The organism is Streptosporangium sp. NPDC050284, from assembly GCF_044459525.1.
GTDB lineage: Bacteria > Actinomycetota > Actinomycetes > Streptosporangiales > Streptosporangiaceae > Streptosporangium.
Genome location: NZ_JBITIZ010000002.1, coordinates 576,156 through 597,216 on the forward strand (window position 1 = coordinate 576,156; position 21,061 = coordinate 597,216).

The 21,061-nt window shown below is 63.3% G+C and carries 21 protein-coding genes; 11 read left to right on the top strand and 10 right to left on the bottom strand.

Annotated elements, in window-relative coordinates; genetic code table 11:
- The first annotated feature begins 10 nt into the window (after window positions 1-10).
- Window positions 11-829, top strand: coding sequence for a sugar nucleotide-binding protein (locus tag ACIBH4_RS06995; RefSeq protein ID WP_362764286.1), 819 nt, complete (start codon window positions 11-13; stop codon window positions 827-829).
- 175 nt (window positions 830-1,004) lie between these two features.
- Complete coding sequence (locus ACIBH4_RS07000) at window positions 1,005-1,448, top strand: GNAT family N-acetyltransferase (RefSeq protein ID WP_362764284.1); 444 nt, start codon at window positions 1,005-1,007, stop codon at window positions 1,446-1,448.
- 12 nt (window positions 1,449-1,460) lie between these two features.
- On the opposite strand, the gene ACIBH4_RS07005 is transcribed toward ACIBH4_RS07000, so the two are convergent.
- The gene (locus tag ACIBH4_RS07005) at window positions 1,461-1,886 is read right to left on the bottom strand and encodes an SRPBCC family protein (RefSeq protein WP_362764281.1); all 426 of its coding nucleotides are present in this window, start codon (window positions 1,884-1,886) and stop codon (window positions 1,461-1,463) included.
- Complete coding sequence (locus tag ACIBH4_RS07010; protein WP_362519589.1) at window positions 1,883-2,221, bottom strand: metalloregulator ArsR/SmtB family transcription factor; 339 nt, start codon at window positions 2,219-2,221, stop codon at window positions 1,883-1,885. The genes ACIBH4_RS07005 and ACIBH4_RS07010 overlap by 4 nt, the downstream gene beginning before the upstream one ends.
- A gap of 88 nt (window positions 2,222-2,309) precedes the next feature.
- Between ACIBH4_RS07010 and ACIBH4_RS07015 the strand changes: the two genes are divergently transcribed.
- Window positions 2,310-2,798: a DUF1579 family protein gene (locus ACIBH4_RS07015; RefSeq protein ID WP_362519592.1), complete on the top strand. Its 489-nt coding sequence runs from the start codon at window positions 2,310-2,312 to the stop codon at window positions 2,796-2,798.
- A 401-nt stretch (window positions 2,799-3,199) separates the two neighbouring features.
- Here ACIBH4_RS07015 and ACIBH4_RS07020 read toward each other — a convergent pair whose 3' ends face one another.
- Window positions 3,200-3,730 carry a DUF6879 family protein gene (locus ACIBH4_RS07020; RefSeq protein ID WP_362519595.1) on the bottom strand — a complete coding sequence of 177 codons (531 nt, stop codon included), beginning with the start codon at window positions 3,728-3,730 and terminating at the stop codon, window positions 3,200-3,202.
- A gap of 659 nt (window positions 3,731-4,389) precedes the next feature.
- Here ACIBH4_RS07020 and ACIBH4_RS07025 point away from each other — a divergent pair.
- Window positions 4,390-5,271, top strand: coding sequence for a TIGR03619 family F420-dependent LLM class oxidoreductase (locus ACIBH4_RS07025; protein WP_362764278.1), 882 nt, complete (start codon window positions 4,390-4,392; stop codon window positions 5,269-5,271).
- 168 nt (window positions 5,272-5,439) lie between these two features.
- Here ACIBH4_RS07025 and ACIBH4_RS07030 read toward each other — a convergent pair whose 3' ends face one another.
- Window positions 5,440-6,315 carry a phosphotransferase gene (locus ACIBH4_RS07030; protein WP_362764276.1) on the bottom strand — a complete coding sequence of 292 codons (876 nt, stop codon included), beginning with the start codon at window positions 6,313-6,315 and terminating at the stop codon, window positions 5,440-5,442.
- Between the two features lie 670 nt (window positions 6,316-6,985).
- Between ACIBH4_RS07030 and ACIBH4_RS07035 the strand changes: the two genes are divergently transcribed.
- Both ACIBH4_RS07035 and ACIBH4_RS07040 read left to right on the top strand, forming a co-directional pair.
- Entirely contained in the window at window positions 6,986-7,414 is a 429-nt protein-coding gene (locus ACIBH4_RS07035) for a hypothetical protein (RefSeq protein ID WP_362764273.1), read from the top strand.
- 200 nt (window positions 7,415-7,614) lie between these two features.
- Window positions 7,615-7,809 carry a hypothetical protein gene (locus ACIBH4_RS07040; protein ID WP_362764270.1) on the top strand — a complete coding sequence of 65 codons (195 nt, stop codon included), beginning with the start codon at window positions 7,615-7,617 and terminating at the stop codon, window positions 7,807-7,809.
- A gap of 136 nt (window positions 7,810-7,945) precedes the next feature.
- Here ACIBH4_RS07040 and ACIBH4_RS07045 read toward each other — a convergent pair whose 3' ends face one another.
- Window positions 7,946-9,487 carry a 3'-5' exonuclease gene (locus tag ACIBH4_RS07045; protein ID WP_362764267.1) on the bottom strand — a complete coding sequence of 514 codons (1,542 nt, stop codon included), beginning with the start codon at window positions 9,485-9,487 and terminating at the stop codon, window positions 7,946-7,948.
- Between the two features lie 666 nt (window positions 9,488-10,153).
- Window positions 10,154-10,951: a hypothetical protein gene (locus tag ACIBH4_RS07050; protein ID WP_362764264.1), complete on the bottom strand. Its 798-nt coding sequence runs from the start codon at window positions 10,949-10,951 to the stop codon at window positions 10,154-10,156.
- Between the two features lie 531 nt (window positions 10,952-11,482).
- On the opposite strand from ACIBH4_RS07050, the gene ACIBH4_RS07055 reads away from it, so the two are divergent.
- The gene (locus ACIBH4_RS07055; protein ID WP_362764261.1) at window positions 11,483-12,247 is read left to right on the top strand and encodes a transposase family protein; all 765 of its coding nucleotides are present in this window, start codon (window positions 11,483-11,485) and stop codon (window positions 12,245-12,247) included.
- Window positions 12,248-12,624: 377 nt separating this feature from the next.
- On the opposite strand, the gene ACIBH4_RS07060 is transcribed toward ACIBH4_RS07055, so the two are convergent.
- Complete coding sequence (locus ACIBH4_RS07060; protein ID WP_362764258.1) at window positions 12,625-13,371, bottom strand: NgoMIV family type II restriction endonuclease; 747 nt, start codon at window positions 13,369-13,371, stop codon at window positions 12,625-12,627.
- 91 nt (window positions 13,372-13,462) lie between these two features.
- The gene (locus ACIBH4_RS07065) at window positions 13,463-14,905 is read right to left on the bottom strand and encodes a DNA (cytosine-5-)-methyltransferase (RefSeq protein ID WP_362764255.1); all 1,443 of its coding nucleotides are present in this window, start codon (window positions 14,903-14,905) and stop codon (window positions 13,463-13,465) included.
- Window positions 14,906-15,000: 95 nt separating this feature from the next.
- Here ACIBH4_RS07065 and ACIBH4_RS07070 point away from each other — a divergent pair, with 95 nt between their 5' ends.
- Complete coding sequence (locus tag ACIBH4_RS07070) at window positions 15,001-15,498, top strand: very short patch repair endonuclease (protein ID WP_362764252.1); 498 nt, start codon at window positions 15,001-15,003, stop codon at window positions 15,496-15,498.
- A 186-nt stretch (window positions 15,499-15,684) separates the two neighbouring features.
- Here the strand turns inward: ACIBH4_RS07070 and ACIBH4_RS07075 are convergent, their stop codons facing one another.
- Together ACIBH4_RS07075 and ACIBH4_RS07080 are read right to left on the bottom strand one after the other, a co-directional pair.
- A complete protein-coding gene (locus ACIBH4_RS07075) occupies window positions 15,685-15,873 on the bottom strand; it encodes a hypothetical protein (RefSeq protein ID WP_399171604.1) in 189 nt (62 codons plus the stop codon).
- Between the two features lie 136 nt (window positions 15,874-16,009).
- Window positions 16,010-16,636: a hypothetical protein gene (locus ACIBH4_RS07080; protein ID WP_362764249.1), complete on the bottom strand. Its 627-nt coding sequence runs from the start codon at window positions 16,634-16,636 to the stop codon at window positions 16,010-16,012.
- 346 nt (window positions 16,637-16,982) lie between these two features.
- On the opposite strand from ACIBH4_RS07080, the gene ACIBH4_RS07085 reads away from it, so the two are divergent.
- From ACIBH4_RS07085 to ACIBH4_RS07095, 3 genes are all read left to right on the top strand, one after another.
- The gene (locus ACIBH4_RS07085) at window positions 16,983-17,663 is read left to right on the top strand and encodes a hypothetical protein (RefSeq protein ID WP_362764246.1); all 681 of its coding nucleotides are present in this window, start codon (window positions 16,983-16,985) and stop codon (window positions 17,661-17,663) included.
- 105 nt (window positions 17,664-17,768) lie between these two features.
- Entirely contained in the window at window positions 17,769-19,184 is a 1,416-nt protein-coding gene (locus ACIBH4_RS07090) for a transcriptional regulator (protein ID WP_362764244.1), read from the top strand.
- A complete protein-coding gene (locus ACIBH4_RS07095; RefSeq protein WP_362764241.1) occupies window positions 19,181-21,022 on the top strand; it encodes a DEAD/DEAH box helicase in 1,842 nt (613 codons plus the stop codon). The genes ACIBH4_RS07090 and ACIBH4_RS07095 overlap by 4 nt, the downstream gene beginning before the upstream one ends.
- The last annotated feature ends 39 nt before the right edge of the window (window positions 21,023-21,061 follow it).

Here is a 21,061-nt window from a genome sequence, read left to right on the forward strand (position 1 = left end):
CGGACCGGCCATGAGATTCCTTGTCGTCGGCGGCAGTGGTTTCCTTGGCGGCGAACTCGTCCGGCAGTGTCTGGTGGCCGGGCATGAGGTGGCCGCGACCTACCTGACCCGGCCGGGAGAGACCGCGGGTGCCGAGTGGTCGCCGCTCGACGTGCGCCGACGAGACGACGTCGACGCGCTGATCGACGCGTTTCAGCCGGAGGTGGTCGTCAACGCCGCGTACCTGCAGACGGACTGGGCGACCACGGCGACCGGAGCCGTGAACGTGGCTCTCGCCGTCGCTGCGGCAGGTGGGCGCCTGGTTCATGTGTCCAGCGACACGGTCTTCTCCGGTGCCGCGATTCGCTATGACGAGACGTGCCTCCCCGACCCGATCTCCCCGTACGGTGCGGCCAAGGCCGCCGCCGAGACAGCGGTGAGCGCGATCGCGCCGACCTCGGTGATAGCCCGGACATCCCTGATCATCGGTGACGGTGGTTCTCCGCACGAGGCGCTGGTGCATTCACTGGCCACTGGCAGAGCGAGCGGAGTGCTGTTCACCGACGACGTGCGATGTCCCATACATGTCGTCGATCTCGCTGCGGCGCTCCTCGAACTCGCCGCATCCGAGTATCACGGTGTCCACCATGTCGCCGGCACCGACGCGATCAGCCGGTACGAGCTGGGGCTGCTCATCGCCCGACGCGACGGGCTCGACGCCGACCGGTTGCCTTCGGGTCGGCGAGCGGACACCAACGTGCCCGGCCCGCTGGATGTGCGCTTGGAGTGCGACATGACCCAGCGACGACTTCGGACCAGGCTGCGTGGCGCGCGGCGGTTTCTGGGGTGACGTTTCCATCGCCGACGTCCGGCGTCGCGGAGTGCGCCGGACCCGCTAGCCCCGTTTTCCACACGTGACTTGTCTTCAGCGGAGACCTGGCGCCACCGGCCGATTGGCTGCCGCCCAAGGGCCGAATAGGCTCGGGCGCGTCACTTCATGCCGAGCACATCAGGGAGCCCCATAAGTGGTGATCATCGCTCAGGAGACGTCGTTCGACGAGGCCGAGGTGTTCGAGCTCTACGACTCGGTCGGCTGGCGCCCGTGGACGCACGACGTCACCCGGGTGTGCCGGAGCCTGGCCAACTCGCACCTGGTCATCACCGCCAGGGACGAGTCGGGCAGGCTGCTCGGCCTGGCGCGGACGGTATCCGACGACGAGATCGTCTGCTACGTGCAGGAGTTGCTGGTCAATGCCCGACACCACGGCAAGGGCGTCGGCCGCCGACTCCTGGAGCACCTCAAGGACCGATACGCGCACTGCCGCTACTTCGTTCTCACCACCGACCACGAGTCCACCCCGGCAGGCCCCGCGAACCACGCCTTCTACCGCCGCCTCGACCTGATCGAGCACCACGAGCAGGGCTTGTCGGCCTTCGGCCTGCGGGTGCGCGACCCGCGGAGCCTCTAGATTCGACCAGGTTCAGCGGAGTTCCTGGCGTTCTGCCGTTTCGCTCAGACGATGGAGCAGGTGCGCCCAGCCATCGCTGGTCTCCTCTTCGAGCAGGGCCGGCAGACCACTGTGGCGCAGGGTGAGCTCGGTGCCATCACCGTCCGGGGTCAGGGTGATTTCGACTCGGGATGCCTCTGGTGCCATGTCGGGCGCTCCCGGTGTGGCCTCCCATCCGAAGGTGAAGACGAGACGCTCGTACGGCACGAACTCCACGAACCGTCCGCGCATCACCGGGCGTGGGCCCTCGTGCATCGCAACCTGCAAGGCGCCACCGGGGCGGACGTCCAGCTTGGCCGTTCCCCACCATCGCGCCAGGCGCGCCGGGTCGGTGAAGAACCGCCAGATCGTCTCGGGACGCGCACGGATGTGCAACGTCTGCTCAATCGTCCTGCTCACAACGATCCCTTCACGTCCTGGGCACCAGTGTGCGCGCGTTCTTCTTGCTCGGCTTCGTACTGGAGGTGGCTGAGCGAGGTGGACCACATCGTCTCCAGGAACGTCACCGCCTCGGCCAGCCCTTCCGGACGTAGCCGATAGAAGCGGCGATTGCCTGCGCGGCGGACGTCGACGAGGCGGGCTGCTGTCAGCGTTCGCAGATGCTGGGATACCGCAGGGCGACTGATATCGGGAAAGCGCTCGGCGATCTCGCCTGCCGATACCTCGCGATCCCGCACCAGGACGAGGATGGCGCGGCGGGTCGGGTCCGCCACCGCGCGAAGCGCCTCGTCCATGGTCCACCGCCTTCGTTTTGCGCACCGCCGGGACAGCGTGTAAGTGTTTAAGCAACATCTTACACACCATCGACGACGAGGATCCGCCATGTCAGGAGACGACAACACCCGTGCCCCGCGATCGGAGAACCAGCGCCTGAATGCGCTGGTTGGCCGTTGGCGTTCGCAGGGGCGTATAGCGGCCACCGCGATCGACCCGGCGATCCGCATCGCCGGGTCGGACACCTACGAGTGGCTGGCGGGCGAGCACTTCCTCATTCACCGTGTGGACGTGCGCATGAATGAGGAGCACATCGAGGTCATCGAGATGATCGGACCCTACGATCCAGCGAGCCGGACCTACCCCATGCGCTCCTTCGACAAGCACGGCAACTTCGTCACCATGCGGGCAAGCGTCGACGACGAGGGTGTCTGGACGTTCGCCGGTGAGACAGAGCGGGCGACGCTGGTGATCGCCGAAGACGGCGACTCCATGACGGCCGAATGGGAGCGCACTGACAACGGCTCGAACTGGCGGCACTGGATGGACATGAACTTCACGAGGGCTTCCAGCCCCAGTGCCATCCCGCGCCGCTGATTCCCTCGCAGATCGGAACAGCCCCGTACGAGAATCCCGGCGAATCGCCGCGAATACCTCCACCTTGGACTGGGGGTGTATCACCAGCGTCTCCTCACATGGAGTAACGCCTCGATACTCGCACCGCTAACCCTCAGGTAGCTCTGGAATTCGCTGACACGGCTCCCCCACCGAGCGCCACAGAGCCACTGACCGACATTCGGCTCTTGAATTCACCTACAGAGCCAAGGGGATCCTGTCCCGCAGCCGACGTGGAGTACACGGTCGGTCCGCGCCCAACTCAACCGCCCACCCACCCGCCTCTGGCCGGGTGGTGGCCTGCGAACCGGTCGCCACGTCCAGCAGGGCGACCTCCGCACCGCCACCCAGCCTCACCGCCGACGGCCGCATGCCCGCGGATGTCACTCGACACGCTTCACGAATTCCTCGTGGGAGACCGACAGTTTCCGGGCGAGATCGAACCATCCGCGGTGTTCGGCCACGATGTCGGGATCATCGATCAGCTCGGCGCCCAGCATCGACCCGTCCTCTTCGTCGAAGTGCAGGACCGCGGACAGGGAGCGGTCGAAGCACCACACGTCGAGCTGAGGGACACCCGCCCTGAGCGCGGTGTCGCGATCCAGGTATCGGATGTCCTCCCCCGCCGCGTTGTCGGCCATGGCTCCGTGCAATCCGAAGCGGGCGTAATCCGACAGCGGGATGGAGACGACCCGGACCCTCTGGAAGTATCGCTCTTCCATCACCGCCTGACGGACCGCGTGAAGCCACGGCCTGTCCGCCCACTCCGGATCGGGACTCCCCTCCAGGAACCGCCGCAACGGCTCCTGCTCGACCGGCGAGTTGTAGCGGTCGCGCGTCTCCAGACGCTGTGCGGTGGACCGGAACGAGGCGAACAACTCCTGGAAGCGGTCACCTCTGACGAGTTCCGTCACCCTTGCTACTCCTTCGGAATGAACGTGAGCATCTCGCGGGGGATCTCGACGATAGCCTCTCCCGGCCCGAGGTTGACGGCGTCGCCGAGCGCCTGGGGTCCAGGATGAGCTTGCCCTGGATGGCCACCGTGCCACCGGAGGTCTCGTAGGCAGCGGGACAGTCACCGTTCTCGGAGGACGTGCCAAGGAACCGCAGACGCATGTGCATGATCCTTCCCTGAGATTGCTACAGATGGCTAGCAATCCCGACAACGAGTGACGGGGCACATGGCGTCAAGGTTCTGCACCTACGAGTCTTCGCAGCCACTCGGCAGAAAGCGAGTGAATTCTCTCCAAGAGCTCGCTGCCGCCCTGTCACCAGAGCGAACGTGCCATGAACGGTCACGGTCGTTCCTCCAGGAGTAGATCGGCGAGAGCCGCGACGATCGGCAGACCGGTGGCGGCTTCGATCGACGTGTCCGGCCGGTCAGGTGGAGCAATGATGCGTCCATGCTCGCTCTGCCTTGCCTTGACGCCGGTGACAGGGTTCTAGTGTGGCCGCGACAGACGGGTGGGGACGTCGTCGACGCATGGTGAGGCCATGACGCCGCCTCGGTACCGGCCATACCGATCTGCGACCGCCCATCCATCGCACCGACCGGCCGACCGAAGGAACGACGATGAAGTTCGCAGTCAGCTACAGCACGCCCTACCACGGCGTCGACCCCGACACGATCGTGGCCTACGCCCGGCACGCCGAGGACTGCGGCTTCGAGGCGCTGTATCTGCCCGAGCACATCGCGCTGTACCCCGGTGCGGCGGTCGGGCACTTCGAGTTCCCGCCGTCGCTACCGTACTTCGATCCGCTCGATTGCCTGAGCTTCGTCGCCGCGGCCACGCGACGAATCCTGCTCGGGACGGGTGTGCTGCTGCTGCCGTACCACCATCCGGTGATCCTCGCCAAGCGCCTGGCGACCATCGACGTGCTGTCCAAGGGGCGGATGCGGCTGCTGACCGTGGGGCTCGGCACCCTGCCCGGTGAGGCCAGGGCGACGGGCGTCGACTTCGGCACCCGTGGGCGTCGCGCCGACGAGGCGATCGACGTGATGCGGCTGCTCTGGGCCGGCGGCGAAGAGGGGGTCGACTTCGACGGGGAGTTTTTCTCCTTCGACAAGCTGTGCCAGTTTCCGAAGCCATACGGGGTCACCCACCTGCCGATCCACGTCGGCGGATCGAGCCGGGCGGCCGCACGCCGCGCCGGACGACGCGGCGACGGCTACTTCCCGGGTGGCGCGCTCACCCCGGACGAACGCGCCCTCCAGATGGACCTCGCCCGGGCCGCCGCCACCGAGGCGGGCCGCAGCCCGGAAACGCTGGAGTACACGCGATCAGGGGCGATCGACATGACCGCCGAACAGGTCGAGGCGTTCGCCGCGCAAGGCGTGACCCGCATCGTCGTGAGTGCCACCGCCACCGAACCGGAACGGCAACGCGAGGAGATGTCCGCGTTCGCCCAGCGGTTCGCCCTTCTCGACACCACCGAGGCGGGTGCGCGCGTCTGACGCCTGCCACGCTTCTCGGCCGCGGTAGCCGCCACCACGCTGTTCTGCCGTGTTGACCGGCTACCGCGGTCGCGCGGTCCGGGAGAGAGGTCGAGTCCCCGCCGGAACAGGGCGTTCTGTCGCGCCGGCCTCTGAGGAGGGTTCGGGACCGGTGCTTGACGCGGCCGGTCAGGTGGAGCGATGGTGCACCCATGCTCGCCCGGCGTCGGCTGCCCGCGTACGGAAATCGCGCCCTTCCACTGGGCCGAACCGCGCCTTGTACCGGCGAAACAGTGTCCACAGCGCGGCCAGGCCGGTGACCGCGTCCGCGGGTGCGGACCGCCAGGCCGGTACGCGGGCCAAAAGCGCCTCGGCCTGCTCCGGGGTATGGCCCGCCTCGATGAGACGAGGAGCGAGCATGACCGCGTCCCCCCACGCGGCACCGCGCGCCGCGAACGCCCAGTCGATGACGTACGCTCGCCCGTCGTCGATCCGGAAGTTGCCGGGGTGCAGGTCGTAGTGGAGAAGGGTGTCCCCCTTCAGCGCGTCGAGGCTGAACGTGGTGAGCGCCTTCTCGTACATGCTCCGGTCCGGCAGCTCCCCGGCGAGCAGGCTCGCGGCCTTGGCCTGGAGTCCCGCGATGTTCACCGCGACCTCCGGAAGCCCGTCGGGGCACGGGGTGAGCGCCTCGTTCAGGACGACCAGGGTATCCAGCACGAGCGGCACATCCGGCGAACCGGGCGACAGGTCGGCGTCCCGACCGTTGACGTACTCGTACAGCAGCACGATCCACCCGTCCACTTCGCCGCTCCAGCGCAGGCGGGGTGCGGGCAGGCCGGGTGGCAGTACGGCACCGGCTCGTCGTTCGCGCTCGTACAGGGTCGCGGCCGGGTTGGCGGTGGGGATGGCCTTGAGGAAGACGATCCTGTAGTCATCGGTGTACAGGCGGGCAGTGATCCCTGGCATGAGCCCTTTGGTTACGGAGTCGGATTTGAGGACCTGGCCGACCTGCCGCTCGACGGTGGCGCGTACGTTGCTGGGGAGGTCATTCCACTGGGGTTTCATGGTGGCTCTCCCTGGGGTCGTCGGCACCACTGGCTGCACTTCACAACGGAAATCCACGTCTCGGGACGACTGACGGGCCCGTAGCCCGCATGGTCCCAATCGTGGCCACCGGATCGAGAATCATGCTGACGGGAAGAGTGGTCATGCCTGGCCGATTACGGAATCACAACCCTGATCACGTACGGTCACTATCTCATGACCTCTGACCACCAGCGGCGACATGCACTCGGCCATTACCGAGTGGGACGGTCGATGGGCGGCCACCCTTGGGTTACTTTGTCCGCGTGAGTGGACAGCGGAGTGAGGGGTTGGCGGTAGTCCGCTATGTGGGTGTGGCCGGTGTCGCGGCGTGGTTCGAGGTGTCGCCGGGCACGATAACGAAGTGGCTGGACCGGTACGCGGAGACGCATCCGTATCCAAAGCCGGACGCGGAGATCGGGGAGGGCAGGCTGGCGGTGAAGGGCTGGCTGCCGGAGCGGGAAGCGGAGTGGCGTGCCTGGGAGGCCGACCGACCGGGGCAGGGCGCAGGTGGAGGGCCGAAGCCGAAAAGGCAGTCGCCAGGTCTCGTCTTTGAACGAGACCCTTTTTCTTTGTCCGTTCTCTCAGACAAAGTTTCAGCTCTCTCCCTAACATCGTCTGCATAGCCAGACGATGTTAGGGAGAGAGCCACATGACCAGCAACGAGATCCAGGTCATCCCAGATGAATCCGCGACAACCGATCCACGCGCCGCAGCCATCACCGCCCGGACCGCCGCAGACATCGCCCAGTCCGAACTGGGCCATCACGTTCGCTTCTGCTATTCCTGTCGCATCGGCCAAGACGGCATGTGCGCAGAAGGTGAACTGCTCAGCGCTGCTTTCAGCAGCGCTATCGTCGTCTCGGTTATCCCCCACGAGGCGTACGCGCCGACCGGCAGCACCGTCACCTACCACGGCACGGAAACTCGGCACCGTGGCCCCGGATGGACTGTCCGCAGCACCGTTCAGGGCTCCTGGGGGACGTCATACACGATCGCCCGAAACACCGGCCGTGCTCGGGACGCCGCACAGGACGTCATCCTGAACGGCGTCCGCATCGAGTGCATCACTCCGGCGTAAGATGACCCGCAGTTCGCCGGGCGCCGAAACCGCGCCGACGCCATCGCTAACGGCGCCCTCGTCGAAGTCCCCCAGGCGCTCCGCACCGAACTCGGCCACCTCCCCGTCACGTTCACAGCCGCCGCGTGGGCCGACGCCGTGGCATGGACCGACGAGGACACCACTCGCACCGGCATACCCCAGGATGAGGAGGCCGTCTGTTGGCCGTGCTCGCCGCGGCTCGCACCCTCGCCCGCGACGTACGGCATGACAGGTCGGCGGTGTTCTCGCTGTTCCGTTACAGCCGCGACGTCGTCGATTTCAGCGACTTCGAAGCAATGAAGTCCCATCTGCAGCTGAACCTCGACTACGGCGACGGCCTGGCATTCACCATCAGCCTGCACGACGAAGTCTGACCATGTCGCCAACGAGCAGGGCCGGCGGCTTTCTCGGCTCCAAGCGTCCAGGATCGCACTGCCCGGCAACGACTTCTGGTTGCCGACCGGAGATCGGGTGGGTCTTAATCACACCTCTGGCCGAAAGCCGCGCCGTTTAGACGACGATCTGACGTAGGACTTCGGCAAGTACTGCACCGACTCCTCCGACGACAAGCAGGACGCCTGCGCAGCCACCCTGCTTAGCCGCCGTCTTGTTTGCGCGTTGGGCACGAGGAGAGGGCTGCGGCTGTACAGAAACGTGAGCGACACGCTCACCCCTCGGAGTCCTGTCCCACTCGGTGTGGCGCTCGACGAACTCCTTCCTGTAATCGGCAGGGCTCAGCTCCCGTCGACGCCAAGCCTCATGCCACTCCGGGCGTCCCGCTCGGGCTTGCTGCTCACGTTCGGCCGTCAACTGCTCCGACAGCACCTGTCCCTCGGAGTTGGCGAACAACCCCCCACGCTTGGCACTGATCTCAGCCTGCAGAATCTCCAGCGCCTGTTCTGGAGTGACCACCCGGATTCCCTCGGCCAGCGCCTTCATCACACGCGGATCGTCAGCCGCATCGGCAGCGATCACCAAACGAACGGTCTTGGTCACGTTGACCGCGGCTGTGGCTCCGTTTGTGACCGCGAAGTCCATAACCTCGCCGGAGGCGTCCCCCACCGGCAGAAGGCGCCACCCCTTGAGCGGTCCGTTCTTCTTCGCCCGGTCGGCCCTGGCGACCTCCTCCAGGTCGCTGATCAAGTGAGAGGCTGCGAGTTCCTTCGCCGCGCGCTGGAGCTCCTTGAGTTCAACGGGGGTCACTATCCCGTCTGCCTCGGCTCGGGCGCGTACGGTGGCGAGGAAGTGTTCATGTACTTGACGCGCGGTTGTCTGGGTCAGGCCCGCCCGTGCCGCGAGCACCGCGAGCTGTCCGGCCTCCTCTCCCACGATGCGACCGTCGGCGAGCGCGTGACCAAGCATGGCCTGGTATTCCGCCACCCCCTGCGGGCGAGGCATGGGTGATTGCGCCATGAGAGGTAAACGAGCGGTCAGCGTGGCCAGCCAACCCTCCGTACCCCTTCGTAGTCCTGCGGCGCGAGGGGCGATAAATCCAGTTCGGGGATACGGCGGCAGAGGAACCGGCGCCCCACCGGCCCAGGCGAGACGCTGCGGCGCCTCAGAGATGAACTTCGACAGAGTCAATGCCAACGTTCGAGCGTCGCCAAGCGCGGAGTGTGCGGCGCGGGGCCACTCACCGGTGACCAGGTTGGCAATCTCATCGAGGCGGTAGCCGTACAGGTCAAGATGCATTCGAGACATCACCAGCGTGCACAGGCCCGGGATCGCGGGAAGGTTGATCCCGAGGCGACCGAACTCGGCTGTGAGGAACTTGTCTTCGAATTCCAGGTTGTGGCCGACGACGATCGTTCCGCTGATATAAGCAAGTACGTCGCCGGCGACCTGCTCGAAGGTCGGGGCACCTTTGACGTCGGCGTTCGTAATGCCGTGATACTCGTCGTTGGTGATTCGCATACCGGGGTCGACGAGTGTGGAGTATTCGTCAAGGACCACGCCGTCCCCGCGCATCCGAACGATGCCTACCTCACAGATCCGCGAGCCGCGTGCAGGGTTAAGCCCCGTTGTCTCCAGATCGATCACGGCATAGGTCAAACCACGGGGGTCGATTCCGTTTGCTCGGGTGAGCTGGCCGAAGGCAAAGATGTCGCTACCTCACATAAAGATCATGAAACAAAAAACAGGCGATAGCCAAGCTCGCAAACATAGCGGATCACCTGAGACCATTCACGCACAAGACGTGTTTATATCTGTCAGATTTTCCGGCAAGGGATACCGGATTCAGTCAAATATGCACATGTCGCCCTCAAGGTCGCCAACTGCATAATTCATCAAACTCCACATGGTTGGAGATCACTTGGTGTTCGACAACCAGGCTGTTCGTGATCAGCGGCTATCCCGCACGCGCAACAATGCATGAGGCCGTGCACCGACACCACCGCGCTACTCCCAGCGCAGAAGCTCCGCACCGTCGTGCTGGGTGAAGACCTCGGCCAAGCATCAGCGCCGACGCCGACCCACAAGGCCGACCGGACACTCGCCCTACTCGGGCACGCGTCGGCCCAGGAGCATGGGTCATCCTCTGCACTGGCCGAGGAGATGAACACCGATGGTCTCATCCGGCCGCCAACCCTGAGCACTTCCCCGGCGTGGCCGACCGCAGTTGGCGATGGGGCGACGAGCCACGCGAGGCGGTCTCAGAACTCCACGACGGCGGGCTTCCGTCCGAATCAGCGGTTCAGGCCGCCGCACTGTTCGACATCATGGTGATGCTCGGAGGACATCCGCGACTCGATGGATGTCCTCCGAGCTGGGCAGACGGACAACACCGAACTCAGTTGCCGGTTCGAGCTGAATCTTGTGGAAGCGGAACCCCGGCTCGGCTCCTTCCAAGATCCGATCGGTCGGAATTTTTCGGCCCTGGTCGCCCTCCTTGAACTTGGCATTCTTGATCAAAAGGCTGCATGCCGTGCGACCAGACCAGAAGTCGACACGGAACAGAGCGTCCGCGAGCGGATGGACCCGAACATCCAAGCCGCTAGCACGCAGGTGGGCGACAACGTAGATCTCCCGCAAGAAGGAGTAGTAGGCGTTTCCCACCCGCCAGCGGACTCCGTCCCAAGCGTCATCCCAACTCGGCCCGCCCCACGCATGATGTACGTCGCTGGCTACCCTGATCGCCGGGCCCCATAGCATGTGGTGGCCCTTGGCATCATCACGAGCGAAGACAGAGAACTCTTGCCAGGTTGGCAGGTGTCCCAACGTCTCCAGCGCATAGTGGAGCGTGTGAGTGAAGGCAAACGGCGGGTGCCAGTCAACGATGGCCCTCTCGCGTTCAGCTACCACACGTTTTACGTTTCCAAGAGCATGAGCTGTCGCCCTGCAGACACTCTCTACACTGGCCGGCGTCAGGTCGTAGACGACCGATGTGCGATGTTCCATTACGTGCGGGACAACCTCTGCCTTACTCGTGTCGGATATCCAGCGCTGAAACACCGCCTCTGCGAGGCTTGTGACCTTGAAGAGCTTGAGGACGTCCTGCGAAGTTGTCACCGCCATGTGCCGCCTCCCGGGGGTGGGGTGGGTCGGAGTGATCAGCCTGTCCGATAGAACCGTAATCAACGACTACGACATATTTGCGGTTATTGGAGCTGAACCGACAAGTCCGCAGGGCTAGTTGGACACTCGCCCTACTCAGGCATGCGCTAGCACAGGACCACGGGCTGTGCTCCGAACTGGCCGAGGAGATGAGCCAGTGGTCTCGCCCGGCCTTCGATCCCGAGCAATTACCCAGCGTGGCAAGCCAAAGCTGGCGACAGGATGACGAACTGCGCGAGGCCACCGAAGAACTCCACGACAGCGGGACTTCCGCCCAAACCGGTGGTTCATGCCGCCGCATTGTTCGACCTGTTGGCCGACTTTAAAAGCGGATCCCTCACTTCGGAAGAGATCTTTCATGCATTGAGCTGATTTCAACCTGGTGTCGCAGGTCGTGAGCTCGCTGTGGGCCGCTGGGTTCGGCCCTGACGTAGAGAAGCCCCTGGTATAAGGGTTGTCGACCAAGATCAACCTGTAACCAGAGGCTTCGAGTTGCTGTTCTATCGTGCTGCGCTGCCCTTGTCACGTCGGACCCTGACCTACCTTGCCGGGGTGATCCGCCGTCATCGAACCTCGATCGGTTCGACCTGGCGCCGACTCAACCCCGGGCAGCAGACCCTGCTGGTCCTGGTCCACCCGCGCAAGGGAGAGACGTTCGCCGAGGTCGCGGCCGGATTCGGCGTCGGGGCGGCCACGGCCTGGCGCTACGTTCACGAGGCCGTGGCCCTGCTCGCGCGGCGTTCGCCCACGCTGGATCAGGCGCTGCGCGCGGCCAAGCGCGCCGGATACGCCTTCGTCGTTTTGGACGGCACGCTCATCCCGATCGACCGGGTCGCCGCCGATCGGCCGTACTACTCCGGCAAACACCATCATCACGGCATGAACGTCCAGATCGTCGCCGCTCCGGACGGCACACCGCTGTGGACGTCGGGCTCCCTTCCAGGGGCGGTGCACGACCTGACGGCGGCGCGGATCTGGGGCATCATCCGGCGTCTGGAGAGCGCCGGACTGATCACCCTTGCCGATAAGACCTACATCGGCGCTGGTCAGCGGGTGCTGGTGCCGTACAAAGGGAGGAAGAAGCCTGCCTCGCAGAAGGCGGCCAACTCCGCCCACGCCAAGCTCCGGGGCCCTGGCGAGCGCGCCAATGCGGTGCTGAAGACCTGGCGCATCCTGCGGAAACTACGCTGTTGTCCCCTTCGCGCAGGTCAGCTCATCAAAGCCATCTGTGTTCTCCAGGCCCGCGAATCGGGATGAAATACGTTCATTGATCGTCCTCCCTGAAGCGACATATCTCTTCACACATTTTTTGGTTCAAAGCTGGTTGAATTTACTGCTTCCCGACTATTATCTATCGTGTCGAACCACAGGATTCATTGACACTTGGCGTCATTACGTCCCTCATTTCATGCCCTTCCCTGCGCAGGACAGAAATCCAACCTGAGTTGATCGTTTGTCGATTGGAAGGAAAAACCGCACCTCACTCACCTGAGTTCCATGAGTGCACGGTTACCCTAGCTCGGCTCGGCGACGAACCGATTATCGTCCTGACCAAAGAGCTAGAGGGAAGCCAGTTCTTCCCGAAAAATTAGGCGGTCCACGCTAACGCTGACAAGAAATGCTGTGCAGCGCATTTACCAAGTAGAGAGTGTGGGCACGAGGGTGGCGTAGTTGAGCACACGACCTTGCTGAGTACATTCGTTCCATGCTGCTTGCTGGACCTGGTTACCGACGTTCTGAACCGCAGAGGAAAGTGCGTCATAAGCGATGTGGTAAACGGCATCGACTTCACCAGTACCGCGGGCAATGGCTTGGAGACGACTTGGAAGCGGCTCAGCCGTCACCGTGACGAGATGAGGCTGGCGTCCACGCCTGTGCCGGATCATCTGATTGAATTCGTGGCGAATATTCTGTACGCGGTCAGATCGGATTGTCCACTTGCAGGAAATCGCGGCGTGAAGGAACGGCGAACCTCCGCTCGGATCAGCAATGCCCACCGTAACATCAGGCTTGATCAGATAGTCACGGCCAATGGTGACAGCAAGTGTTGGATCATCCTTCACAAGGCTATCAACTACACGAAGGTGTTCATACTGAGCGAAGTTAGTGACGATCCTGCCACGTTTGACAACCCAAGCCCTGTCAGCCCAGTGCTCTGCAAGCCGGACAGCGATGTCGGATTCAACTAAGGTTTCCAGAACGAGACCAGGATTACCGGGAACATCCGTAGGAACCCCTGCCTGAACCCCAAGCTGGCTGAGAACCTCCCCAGCCAGCGCAACAGACTGATCGCTGTCGGTGTCAGCAGAGTTAGGAACGAGGAGCTGCTTCTTCTTGTTCAGCAGCCAGCCCAGGAGTTGCTTCGCGAAGGGGGCGGTCACTCAAAAGATCTTACAGGACAAGCCACACAGACCTGTCGCTATACGAACCTCTAGCAGGAAATTGGTCGAAATGGGACATCGAGCTGTTGCGTTAACTGATCTTTGATCTGTTTTTGTTGAACAGGTCATGCCGCTGATGACCCTCCTGCCCAAGGAACGCCTTGAAATCACCGAGCTTGTATGCGACATCGCCGTTGGAGCGCTCAGTTGCTATCAGCTCGAAATCACGGCCGAGGTGGTTCAGGTGCCGCTCCACCTCTGGCTGCTCCAATGGCTCCTCCGTACCAGCTAGTCGTTCCACGATCTGCTCAACCGTCAACGCCCGACTACTGCCAAGCAGAACCTTATAAACAGGATCCAGGGCAGCGCTGGTCTCCTCGACCAGGATGCGCCGGTCGCCTTCTTTCCGCAGAGCTTTTATAATCGCTACGCCAAGGGCCTTCGCAACCGGAGGCGGGAAGGCGTTGCCGATTTGCCGGTACTTCGAGGTCTTCTTTCCCTGAAACTCCCACTCAGCGAACTCCTCGCCGTACCAACCCTGAATGCGCGCAACCATATCCACGGTAAGCATTGGGTGCTTTACACCCTTCACCCGCGGGTTGGTGGGGCCAGGAGGGTCGTCTGCTACCCCCTTGGCGTCAACCCCCATCGCCTCCCACGCGGCTTTAGCCCGCGAAGGACCGAGGTCAGCTCCCCCATGCTTCTTGGAGCCCCCGACAATGGTTGGGGCTATCTTGTTTGCTTGCCGAACCCATTCGTCAAGTTTCTCCTCGGACCAATCGCCCTTCCCCATTAAATCCTTGAGCAACTCACCAACTGTGGGGGGTGGTTCTGCATGCGGCTCAGGCCATTCGAAGTATTCCGCGTATTCAGGCCTGAGCGCGATCAGTACAAATCTAGGCCGGAGCTGAGAAACCCCATAGCGATCCGCTTTCAGTAGCTTCCACTCGGTTATGTAGCCATACTCCCTCAGCTGGTCGAGTACGCGCTGCCGATATGCTGTAAACCGGCTGCCGCTCAAACCTTTAACGTTCTCAAGCAGAAGCGCTTTCGGCTTGATTCGACCGCAAAGCTTTACAGCCCAGGCGAACAAGTCCCGCTCGTCAGTGGCTCCCAGCTGCTTGCCTGCAATGCTAAAAGGAGGGCATGGCACACCTCCAGCGAGCAAATCGACACCAAGATATTCATCCGGGTCCCAGATCTCAGAGGCAACATCACCGACTTTGACGGTGTCGGCGGCTTCCTTCTCGTCGTACCCAAGGACCTTTACAAGATTGTGGCGGAGCGTCTCGGCAGCTTGTCCGTCAAGTTCCACTGCAAGCACATGCCGGAATCCTGCGCGCTCCAGCCCGAGCGACTGCCCTCCAGCGCCGGCGCAAATCTCGACAACCTCGAGCATATCCTCGCGTTCTAATGGCGACACTCTTGATTCAGTATCCGCAACTGTGAGCTCGCCCGCTGCTTCCTCCGGCCCAGGGACCTGCCCGCCAGCGTCGGCGAAAATCTCGGTGACGCGAAGGTGGTTCTCGGTCACAAGGATCCCTTTCGTAGTCCTGAGGAAGCGGTAGGCCAGCTAACGGCTGTATCTTCACGGAGGAGATCGTCGGCCGTACGCTCAATGGGACAAATATGGAAGAGAGCAAGAGAGCGCAAGCCAGGAAGCAGGCCCATGAACGTGGTCTCTACCCGGCGCCGCTGAACCCGGGCCGGTCGCGCAACATGCAGGCGAACCGGCGCTCGAACACCAAGCCGGAGGTGGCGCTGCGTCGTGCACTGCACCGGATGGGCCTTCGCTATCGCAAGGATTTCCGGCTGGATCTTGGCGAGGTGAGGGTTAGGCCTGACATCGTCTTCACCGCCAAGAAGATCGTGGTATTCGTCGACGGCTGCTTTTGGCACGTATGTCCCGAACATGGCCGGCAGCCGACCACTAACGAGTGGTACTGGACGCCCAAGCTCCGCCGGAACATGAAGCGTGACCAACTCGTGAACTCGGCGCTTGAGGCTGCGGGCTGGCGTGTGATCCGGCTTTGGGAGCACGAAGCGCTGGCCACGGCCGTAGCGGCGGTAGTTGCAGCTGTGAATCCCGGTACCGAACATGCGAGCGAGAGTAGCGTGAACAGGTAACGACTTCGCAATCGGGGAGGAGCATCTCGCAGGAGGATGTCCCACGGTTCGTGGAACTTGAAGGACAGCCCCGTAGGCAGGCAATGTGCTCGTTGTTAGCAGGCCGAGGCGGTCTCCTGGGGGCAACATGCCGTGCCAGAGCAGCTTGGAGCTTAGGAAGGTACAGGAAGCGTCGCCCCGCTGGAACTACTTGACTGCCTCGGCCATGCCGGCCGCGCACCATCGCAGCGCCGTCTGCCCGTTCTTCCAGCTCTTGACGTTGACGGCATGGTCACAGCAGATCGAGACCATCGGCTCGATCGGATTGGTCGAGCGCAGCGTACACGTCAGCATCGACGGCATGCCCAGCCGCAAGACAGTCAGCGTCTCGTCCATACCCTCAACCTCACACAGTGAGGCCGCCATCCTGGGATGCTTCAACTCCAACTAACTCAGCCACCAGCGCCGTCAGAGCAACCTCGGCCTCCAGCACCGTGTCCCTTCTGCGAGGGGAAGCTCGCAACGGGAGTGCTCATGCATCCTGAGCGCTGCAGCGGATTCGTGCCACTGCCCGGGCATCCGGGACATTGCCGAGGTCCATCAGATGGCTGACTACTGCTAAGACGACCTTTTCGGGCCTACTACCAACCTTCCGGAGGAGCGTATCCGTGGCCTCAGTAAGCCCTCGCCCCCGGCACGCCTGAATCGCGGCGGCGGCCTCTACCGCAGGTGCCTTGCCGCCGGCATAGTCCAACATTCCAACGGCATGCTCGTAACGGCCGCTGTCTAGATGCAGCGCCAGTTCGTCAACCGGCCAAAGCGCGTCCGCCGTCACGCCGTTGCGCCGGTCCCCGTCGGCGGCCGGGACCGGCGCAACGGCTGGAGTACCGATCCCGGTTGCCGTTGCCGCCGATGCCCCATCATCCGCGCGCGCAACAGCATGCCCGGCCGGCCCTTCGGCGGCACACAGGTTCTCGTCCGAGACTCGCTGTATGAGGTTTCGCAGGTCCTTCTCGGTCACAGTCCCAACAGGTTTCTTATGCTCCGCGAGTCGGCGGAGTTTGAAGACCGTCTCCAGGTCGGGATTCTGTACCTGCCCCGACGCGAGCCGGTGGAGAACGGAGCGGGAGCTGTGAATCTGCTTCTCGATGCTGCGCAATGACCCGCCCGCGTCGTGCAGCAGAGTACGCACCACCTGGGCAAGTTCGCGCTGTGCCGGTAAAAGGGAGGATGGAAGGGGCTTCATTCGCCCACGTGGAGGCACAAACAACTCCTTAAAGTCCCTTTGGGGTATCAGTTCCATCTTGGCGGATGCCTGTGACAGTTTGAGGGGTTCTGTCGCGCCAGAGGGACACGTCGGGACACAGCACAAAAGGGACACAGCAGGGACAGGAAAAGCTTCCCGTGATGCAGATACTTGCGCTTCGCTAGAAGAGCTGGTCAAACCGGCTCGATGACAGCCTCTAGGGCCGTCATAGCGTTGCAGACGAGAGGATCCGAGGAGCATGACGGCAACACCGTCCTGGACGGACGAAGGACTCGGCACGAAGAAGCGCGTGGCGCTGTGGTTAGTGCAGGAGGTCGGAACCGGAAGCGTGTTTACCAAGGAGCAGCTGCGAACCGCGTTCGACGGTGTCAGTCAGGTTGACCGCCGTATGAGGGAGTTGCGAGACCACGAGTGGCAGATCGATACCAACCGGGAGGATCCAGCTCTCGATTCCAGAGAGCACCGGTTCGTACGGCAAGGGCTGCCAGTGTGGGAGCCCGGCATGGCAAGCCGCAAGGCGACCGAATCCATGGGAGCCGTACAGCGCCGTACCGTGCTGATGGAGGACAACTATCTGTGCCGAACCTGCGGCATCGGCAACGGTGAAGCGTACGCCGACGACTACGGAGCCACCTCTCATCTGGACATCGCGCGGCGCCAGGTCAATTTGCCCGGTGGCGGCACCGAAGTGCAGTTGGTCACTGAGTGCAACCGGTGCCGTGTCGGCGGACGTGACGCCAACTGTGATCTAAGCGCTCTTAAGGTAGCAGTGACGCAGCTGTCGGCATACGAGCGCAAGATGCTGTCCGCTTGGATAGAGCGGGACGCTCGTAGCTTCAACGAGGTCGAGAAGCTTTGGGGCGTCTACCGCACTCTGCCAGCGGCGGCGCGCGCCGAGATCCGCGGCATGCTTCTGTAGCCCTCGCTCTCCGAGGCCGCACGCAGGGCGGGCACCGAAACCCGTTTGCCGGTGCCACCCCTGCCGGCTTTCTAATCATTTTTACCCACTTGAAGGAGCACTCACATGTCGATTGATTTCGGCCAGCCCCGCGAGGCTGCCGACAACCGCAGGCTTGTGGCCCAGCGGCTGAAGGAGCTGCGCAACGGGAGCGGGGTCCCAGAGACGCTGACCGTCGAATGGCGGGAAAAGCTAACCCATGTCGAGGTCATTGACATGCCAGTCGAGGTTCTGCGCTACAACCCCGGCACGCACCGTATCCGCGCCCAGCGCGCCTACGACCCGGCTCGCGACCGGGCACTGGACGAAGATCCTTGGAGCCCTGAGAGCCAGGATTACCTCCACTTCTTGCTGAAGGCATTGCCGGCCGACCCCTCCATGACCGACAAGGCCTTCGAGGAGCTGACAGAAAGCCTGCGTGAGTACCAGCAGAACGAACCGGGGCTGATCACCCGCGACGCTATCCTCGTTAACGGCAACACCCGCCGCGCCGCCCTCAAAGAACTCGGGCGGCCCAGTATGCGGGTCGGCGTCCTGCCTGAGAGCTGCACGTGGAGCGACATTCACGCTGTTGAGCTCTCCCTCCAGTTGCGCCCGGATACCCGACGGGACTACTCCTACATCAACCATCTGCTCGCCCTGGAGGAGCAGGTGAAGCTCGGCAAGCCTCTGTCGGCAATCGCCCGGAACTTCCACACCACGACACCGGCATGTGACCGTGACCTGTGGATCCTGGCCCAGTTGCGGGATCTTCTCAACCGCAGTGCTACCAGCACTGCCTCGCTACGGCTCATGGATTTTGAGGACGCAAAGGAGAGGTTCTTTGAGCTCTACCGCACATACAACACCGAATCCGCGCGTAACCGGGAGCGGGCCGACCTGATGAAAGAGGGACGACTCGCGGCCATCGTGCTCGGGTTCGCCAAGACAGATGTCCGGTTCATCGAGCCCGACTTCCACGAGCGTTTCCTGGATCAGCGACTGCCCACGGAATTCAGGCCCGCACCCGCACAGGAAACCGCAGCTGTAGCCATCCCTGGCCTTGGCCGCACTGTCCAAGCTGCCGGCGCGAGGGTCACTGCAGCCAAGGCGCTCACTGACTCCCTCTTGCGGGCCAAAGCTGTCAAGGCGACAGGCTCCGCCGCAACTGCTAAGGAGAAGGAAGCAGCAGCCGATGTCTTTGAGCGCGTACACGATGTCTTCGAAGAGGCGCTGGAGTTCGCGGGCAAGGACGGCCGACTCCGCAAAAAGCGTCTCGCTGCTCCCGACCGCGTCACTGCCGCATGCAAGGACCTGGAGCAGTGTGTGACCGACCTCGTCCTCGCCCGCGGCAACGGGAGTCTGGACGAAGACGCGTTCGACGACGCCCTACTACAGCTGCGCACCATCATGGAGCGCGTTGCCATTGAGGCCGGCAAGAGCGTGCCCCTCCCAGGAGAGGGCTTGACATGGCTCAAGAAGGCTGTGGGGAGGCAGCAGTGACGGTGACACAAACGGAGCCGTCGCTGCGGATCGCATTCGACGTCTCGCGAACCCGAGTGGTCCTGCGCACCGTACCCGGGCACGAGCAAGATTTCGCGTCCCTCGCCTCACGCATCGCCCCAGGCGGCCAGCGTGGACCGCTGGTGGGGGAATTCGACCTTGATGACTTCCTCGACCGCCTCATCGAGCTTGGCTCCTGGCACCACGACGGCGTCGAGTGGGAAGACGCGCTTCTCCAGCTCGTCAACGGCGTCCTCGACGACGCCGAGCGGGCCGAGCAGACACTCCGCAGCGGCACAGATGTAAACCAAGGCGCGATAGCGCCGGACGACGTGCTGGCGTTGCTTGGTGAAAGCTGGATCGGAGACCTCACCCCTTTCCAGCTCCGTGATGCCGCACGGCTGCTATCGCTCGGCCACGGCGCGAATTTCAGCGTCCCCGGTGCTGGCAAAACCCGCGTCTCACTCGCCGTCTACGCCGCCATGCGCGAACAGGGCCTGGCCAAGCGGCTCCTCGTTGTCGGCCCCAAGTCCGCTTACGAGGCCTGGCTGACGGAAAGCCAGCTCTGCTTTTGCACGCCTCCGCGCACCGCTGTAATGAGCCGCACTCCCGACTACGGCACCGAAGTGCTGCTGGTCAACTATGAGCGCCTGTCCCGGGTTGTCCCAAAACTTGCATCTTGGCTGGGTGATGCACCATCGATGCTGGTGCTCGATGAGGCCCACCGCATGAAGCTTGGAGCCAACGGAACCTACGGTTCAGCCTGTCTCGCACTCGGGCCCGCCGCCGCTCGGCGGCTCATCCTCACCGGTACTCCGGCTCCGAACGGGGCTCGGGACTTGGAGAACCTGCTGTCGTTCGTCTGGCCCGGTCGCGGCAAACGCGTTGTCTCTGACGCCGTACGCGGCGGGGACCTTGCCTATGCCAGCACCGTGCTGCGACCGCTGTTCACCCGCACCACCAAGCGGGAACTGGGCCTCCCGCCGTTCGAGCCCAAAATCCGGTATGTCAGTCTGCCGACGATCCATCGGGAAGTGTATGAGGCACTCAAGGGAAATTTCTCTGCACGAGCTGAGGCATGCCGCGACGACATCGAAGCTCTCGGCCGGGCCGCGCTACGCCTGCTCATGGCCGCAACCAGCCCGGCGCTTCTGATCGAAGGCAGCAGTCCGTACGAACCGCTCGCCTACGGGCCATCACCACTGGAGGCCACACCTGGAGACTCTCTCTATGCGCTTCTGCGCGACCTACCCAGCTACGAACTCTCCCCCAAGTTCGAGGAGGCCATTAAGATCGTTGCCGCCAACGCAGCAGCTGGCCGCAAGACGATCGTGTGGACGACCTTCGTGCGCAACATCACCACCCTGGCCGAGCTTCTCTCCCCCCATTGCCCTGCCGTCGTCCACGGCGGCACAGCCGACCGGGACGAGGAGATCCGGCGATTTCGCGAAGATCCCGACTGCATGGTACTGATCTCAAATCCAGCCACCCTCGGTGAAGGCATAAGCCTGCACCAGGTCTGTCACGACGCAATCTACATCGATCGTGACTTTATGGCCGGCCGGTTCCTGCAAAGCCTTGACCGCATCCACCGTTTGGGCTTGCCCCCTGAAACGGAGACCAAAGTCACCGTTCTCGTCGCAGAAGGCACCATCGACGAAGTAGTCCAGCTGCGTCTTGAGGCAAAGCTGAAGTTCATGGGCAGCATCCTGGACGACCCAGAGGTGCGCCAGCTCGCAGACCTTGTCGAAGAACCCGTCGGCAACTATGGCCTGGACCTGGCAGATGTTCGCGAACTCCTGCGCCACCTTGAGCAGGGTGCTCCAAGACGACCGTGAACTCCGGTCATGCAACGATGGGTTGGTTGCTTTGGAGGA

Coding starts and splice junctions, on each gene's coding strand:
- ACIBH4_RS06995 (WP_362764286.1), top strand. CDS start 11: ATGAGATTCCTTGTCGTCGGCGGCAGTGGTTTCCTTGGCGGCGAACTC.
- ACIBH4_RS07010 (WP_362519589.1), bottom strand. CDS start 2,221: ATGGACGAGGCGCTTCGCGCGGTGGCGGACCCGACCCGCCGCGCCATC.
- ACIBH4_RS07015 (WP_362519592.1), top strand. CDS start 2,310: ATGTCAGGAGACGACAACACCCGTGCCCCGCGATCGGAGAACCAGCGC.
- ACIBH4_RS07025 (WP_362764278.1), top strand. CDS start 4,390: ATGAAGTTCGCAGTCAGCTACAGCACGCCCTACCACGGCGTCGACCCC.
- ACIBH4_RS07030 (WP_362764276.1), bottom strand. CDS start 6,315: ATGAAACCCCAGTGGAATGACCTCCCCAGCAACGTACGCGCCACCGTC.
- ACIBH4_RS07035 (WP_362764273.1), top strand. CDS start 6,986: ATGACCAGCAACGAGATCCAGGTCATCCCAGATGAATCCGCGACAACC.
- ACIBH4_RS07050 (WP_362764264.1), bottom strand. CDS start 10,951: ATGGCGGTGACAACTTCGCAGGACGTCCTCAAGCTCTTCAAGGTCACA.
- ACIBH4_RS07070 (WP_362764252.1), top strand. CDS start 15,001: ATGGAAGAGAGCAAGAGAGCGCAAGCCAGGAAGCAGGCCCATGAACGT.
- ACIBH4_RS07075 (WP_399171604.1), bottom strand. CDS start 15,873: ATGGACGAGACGCTGACTGTCTTGCGGCTGGGCATGCCGTCGATGCTG.
- ACIBH4_RS07085 (WP_362764246.1), top strand. CDS start 16,983: ATGACGGCAACACCGTCCTGGACGGACGAAGGACTCGGCACGAAGAAG.
- ACIBH4_RS07090 (WP_362764244.1), top strand. CDS start 17,769: ATGTCGATTGATTTCGGCCAGCCCCGCGAGGCTGCCGACAACCGCAGG.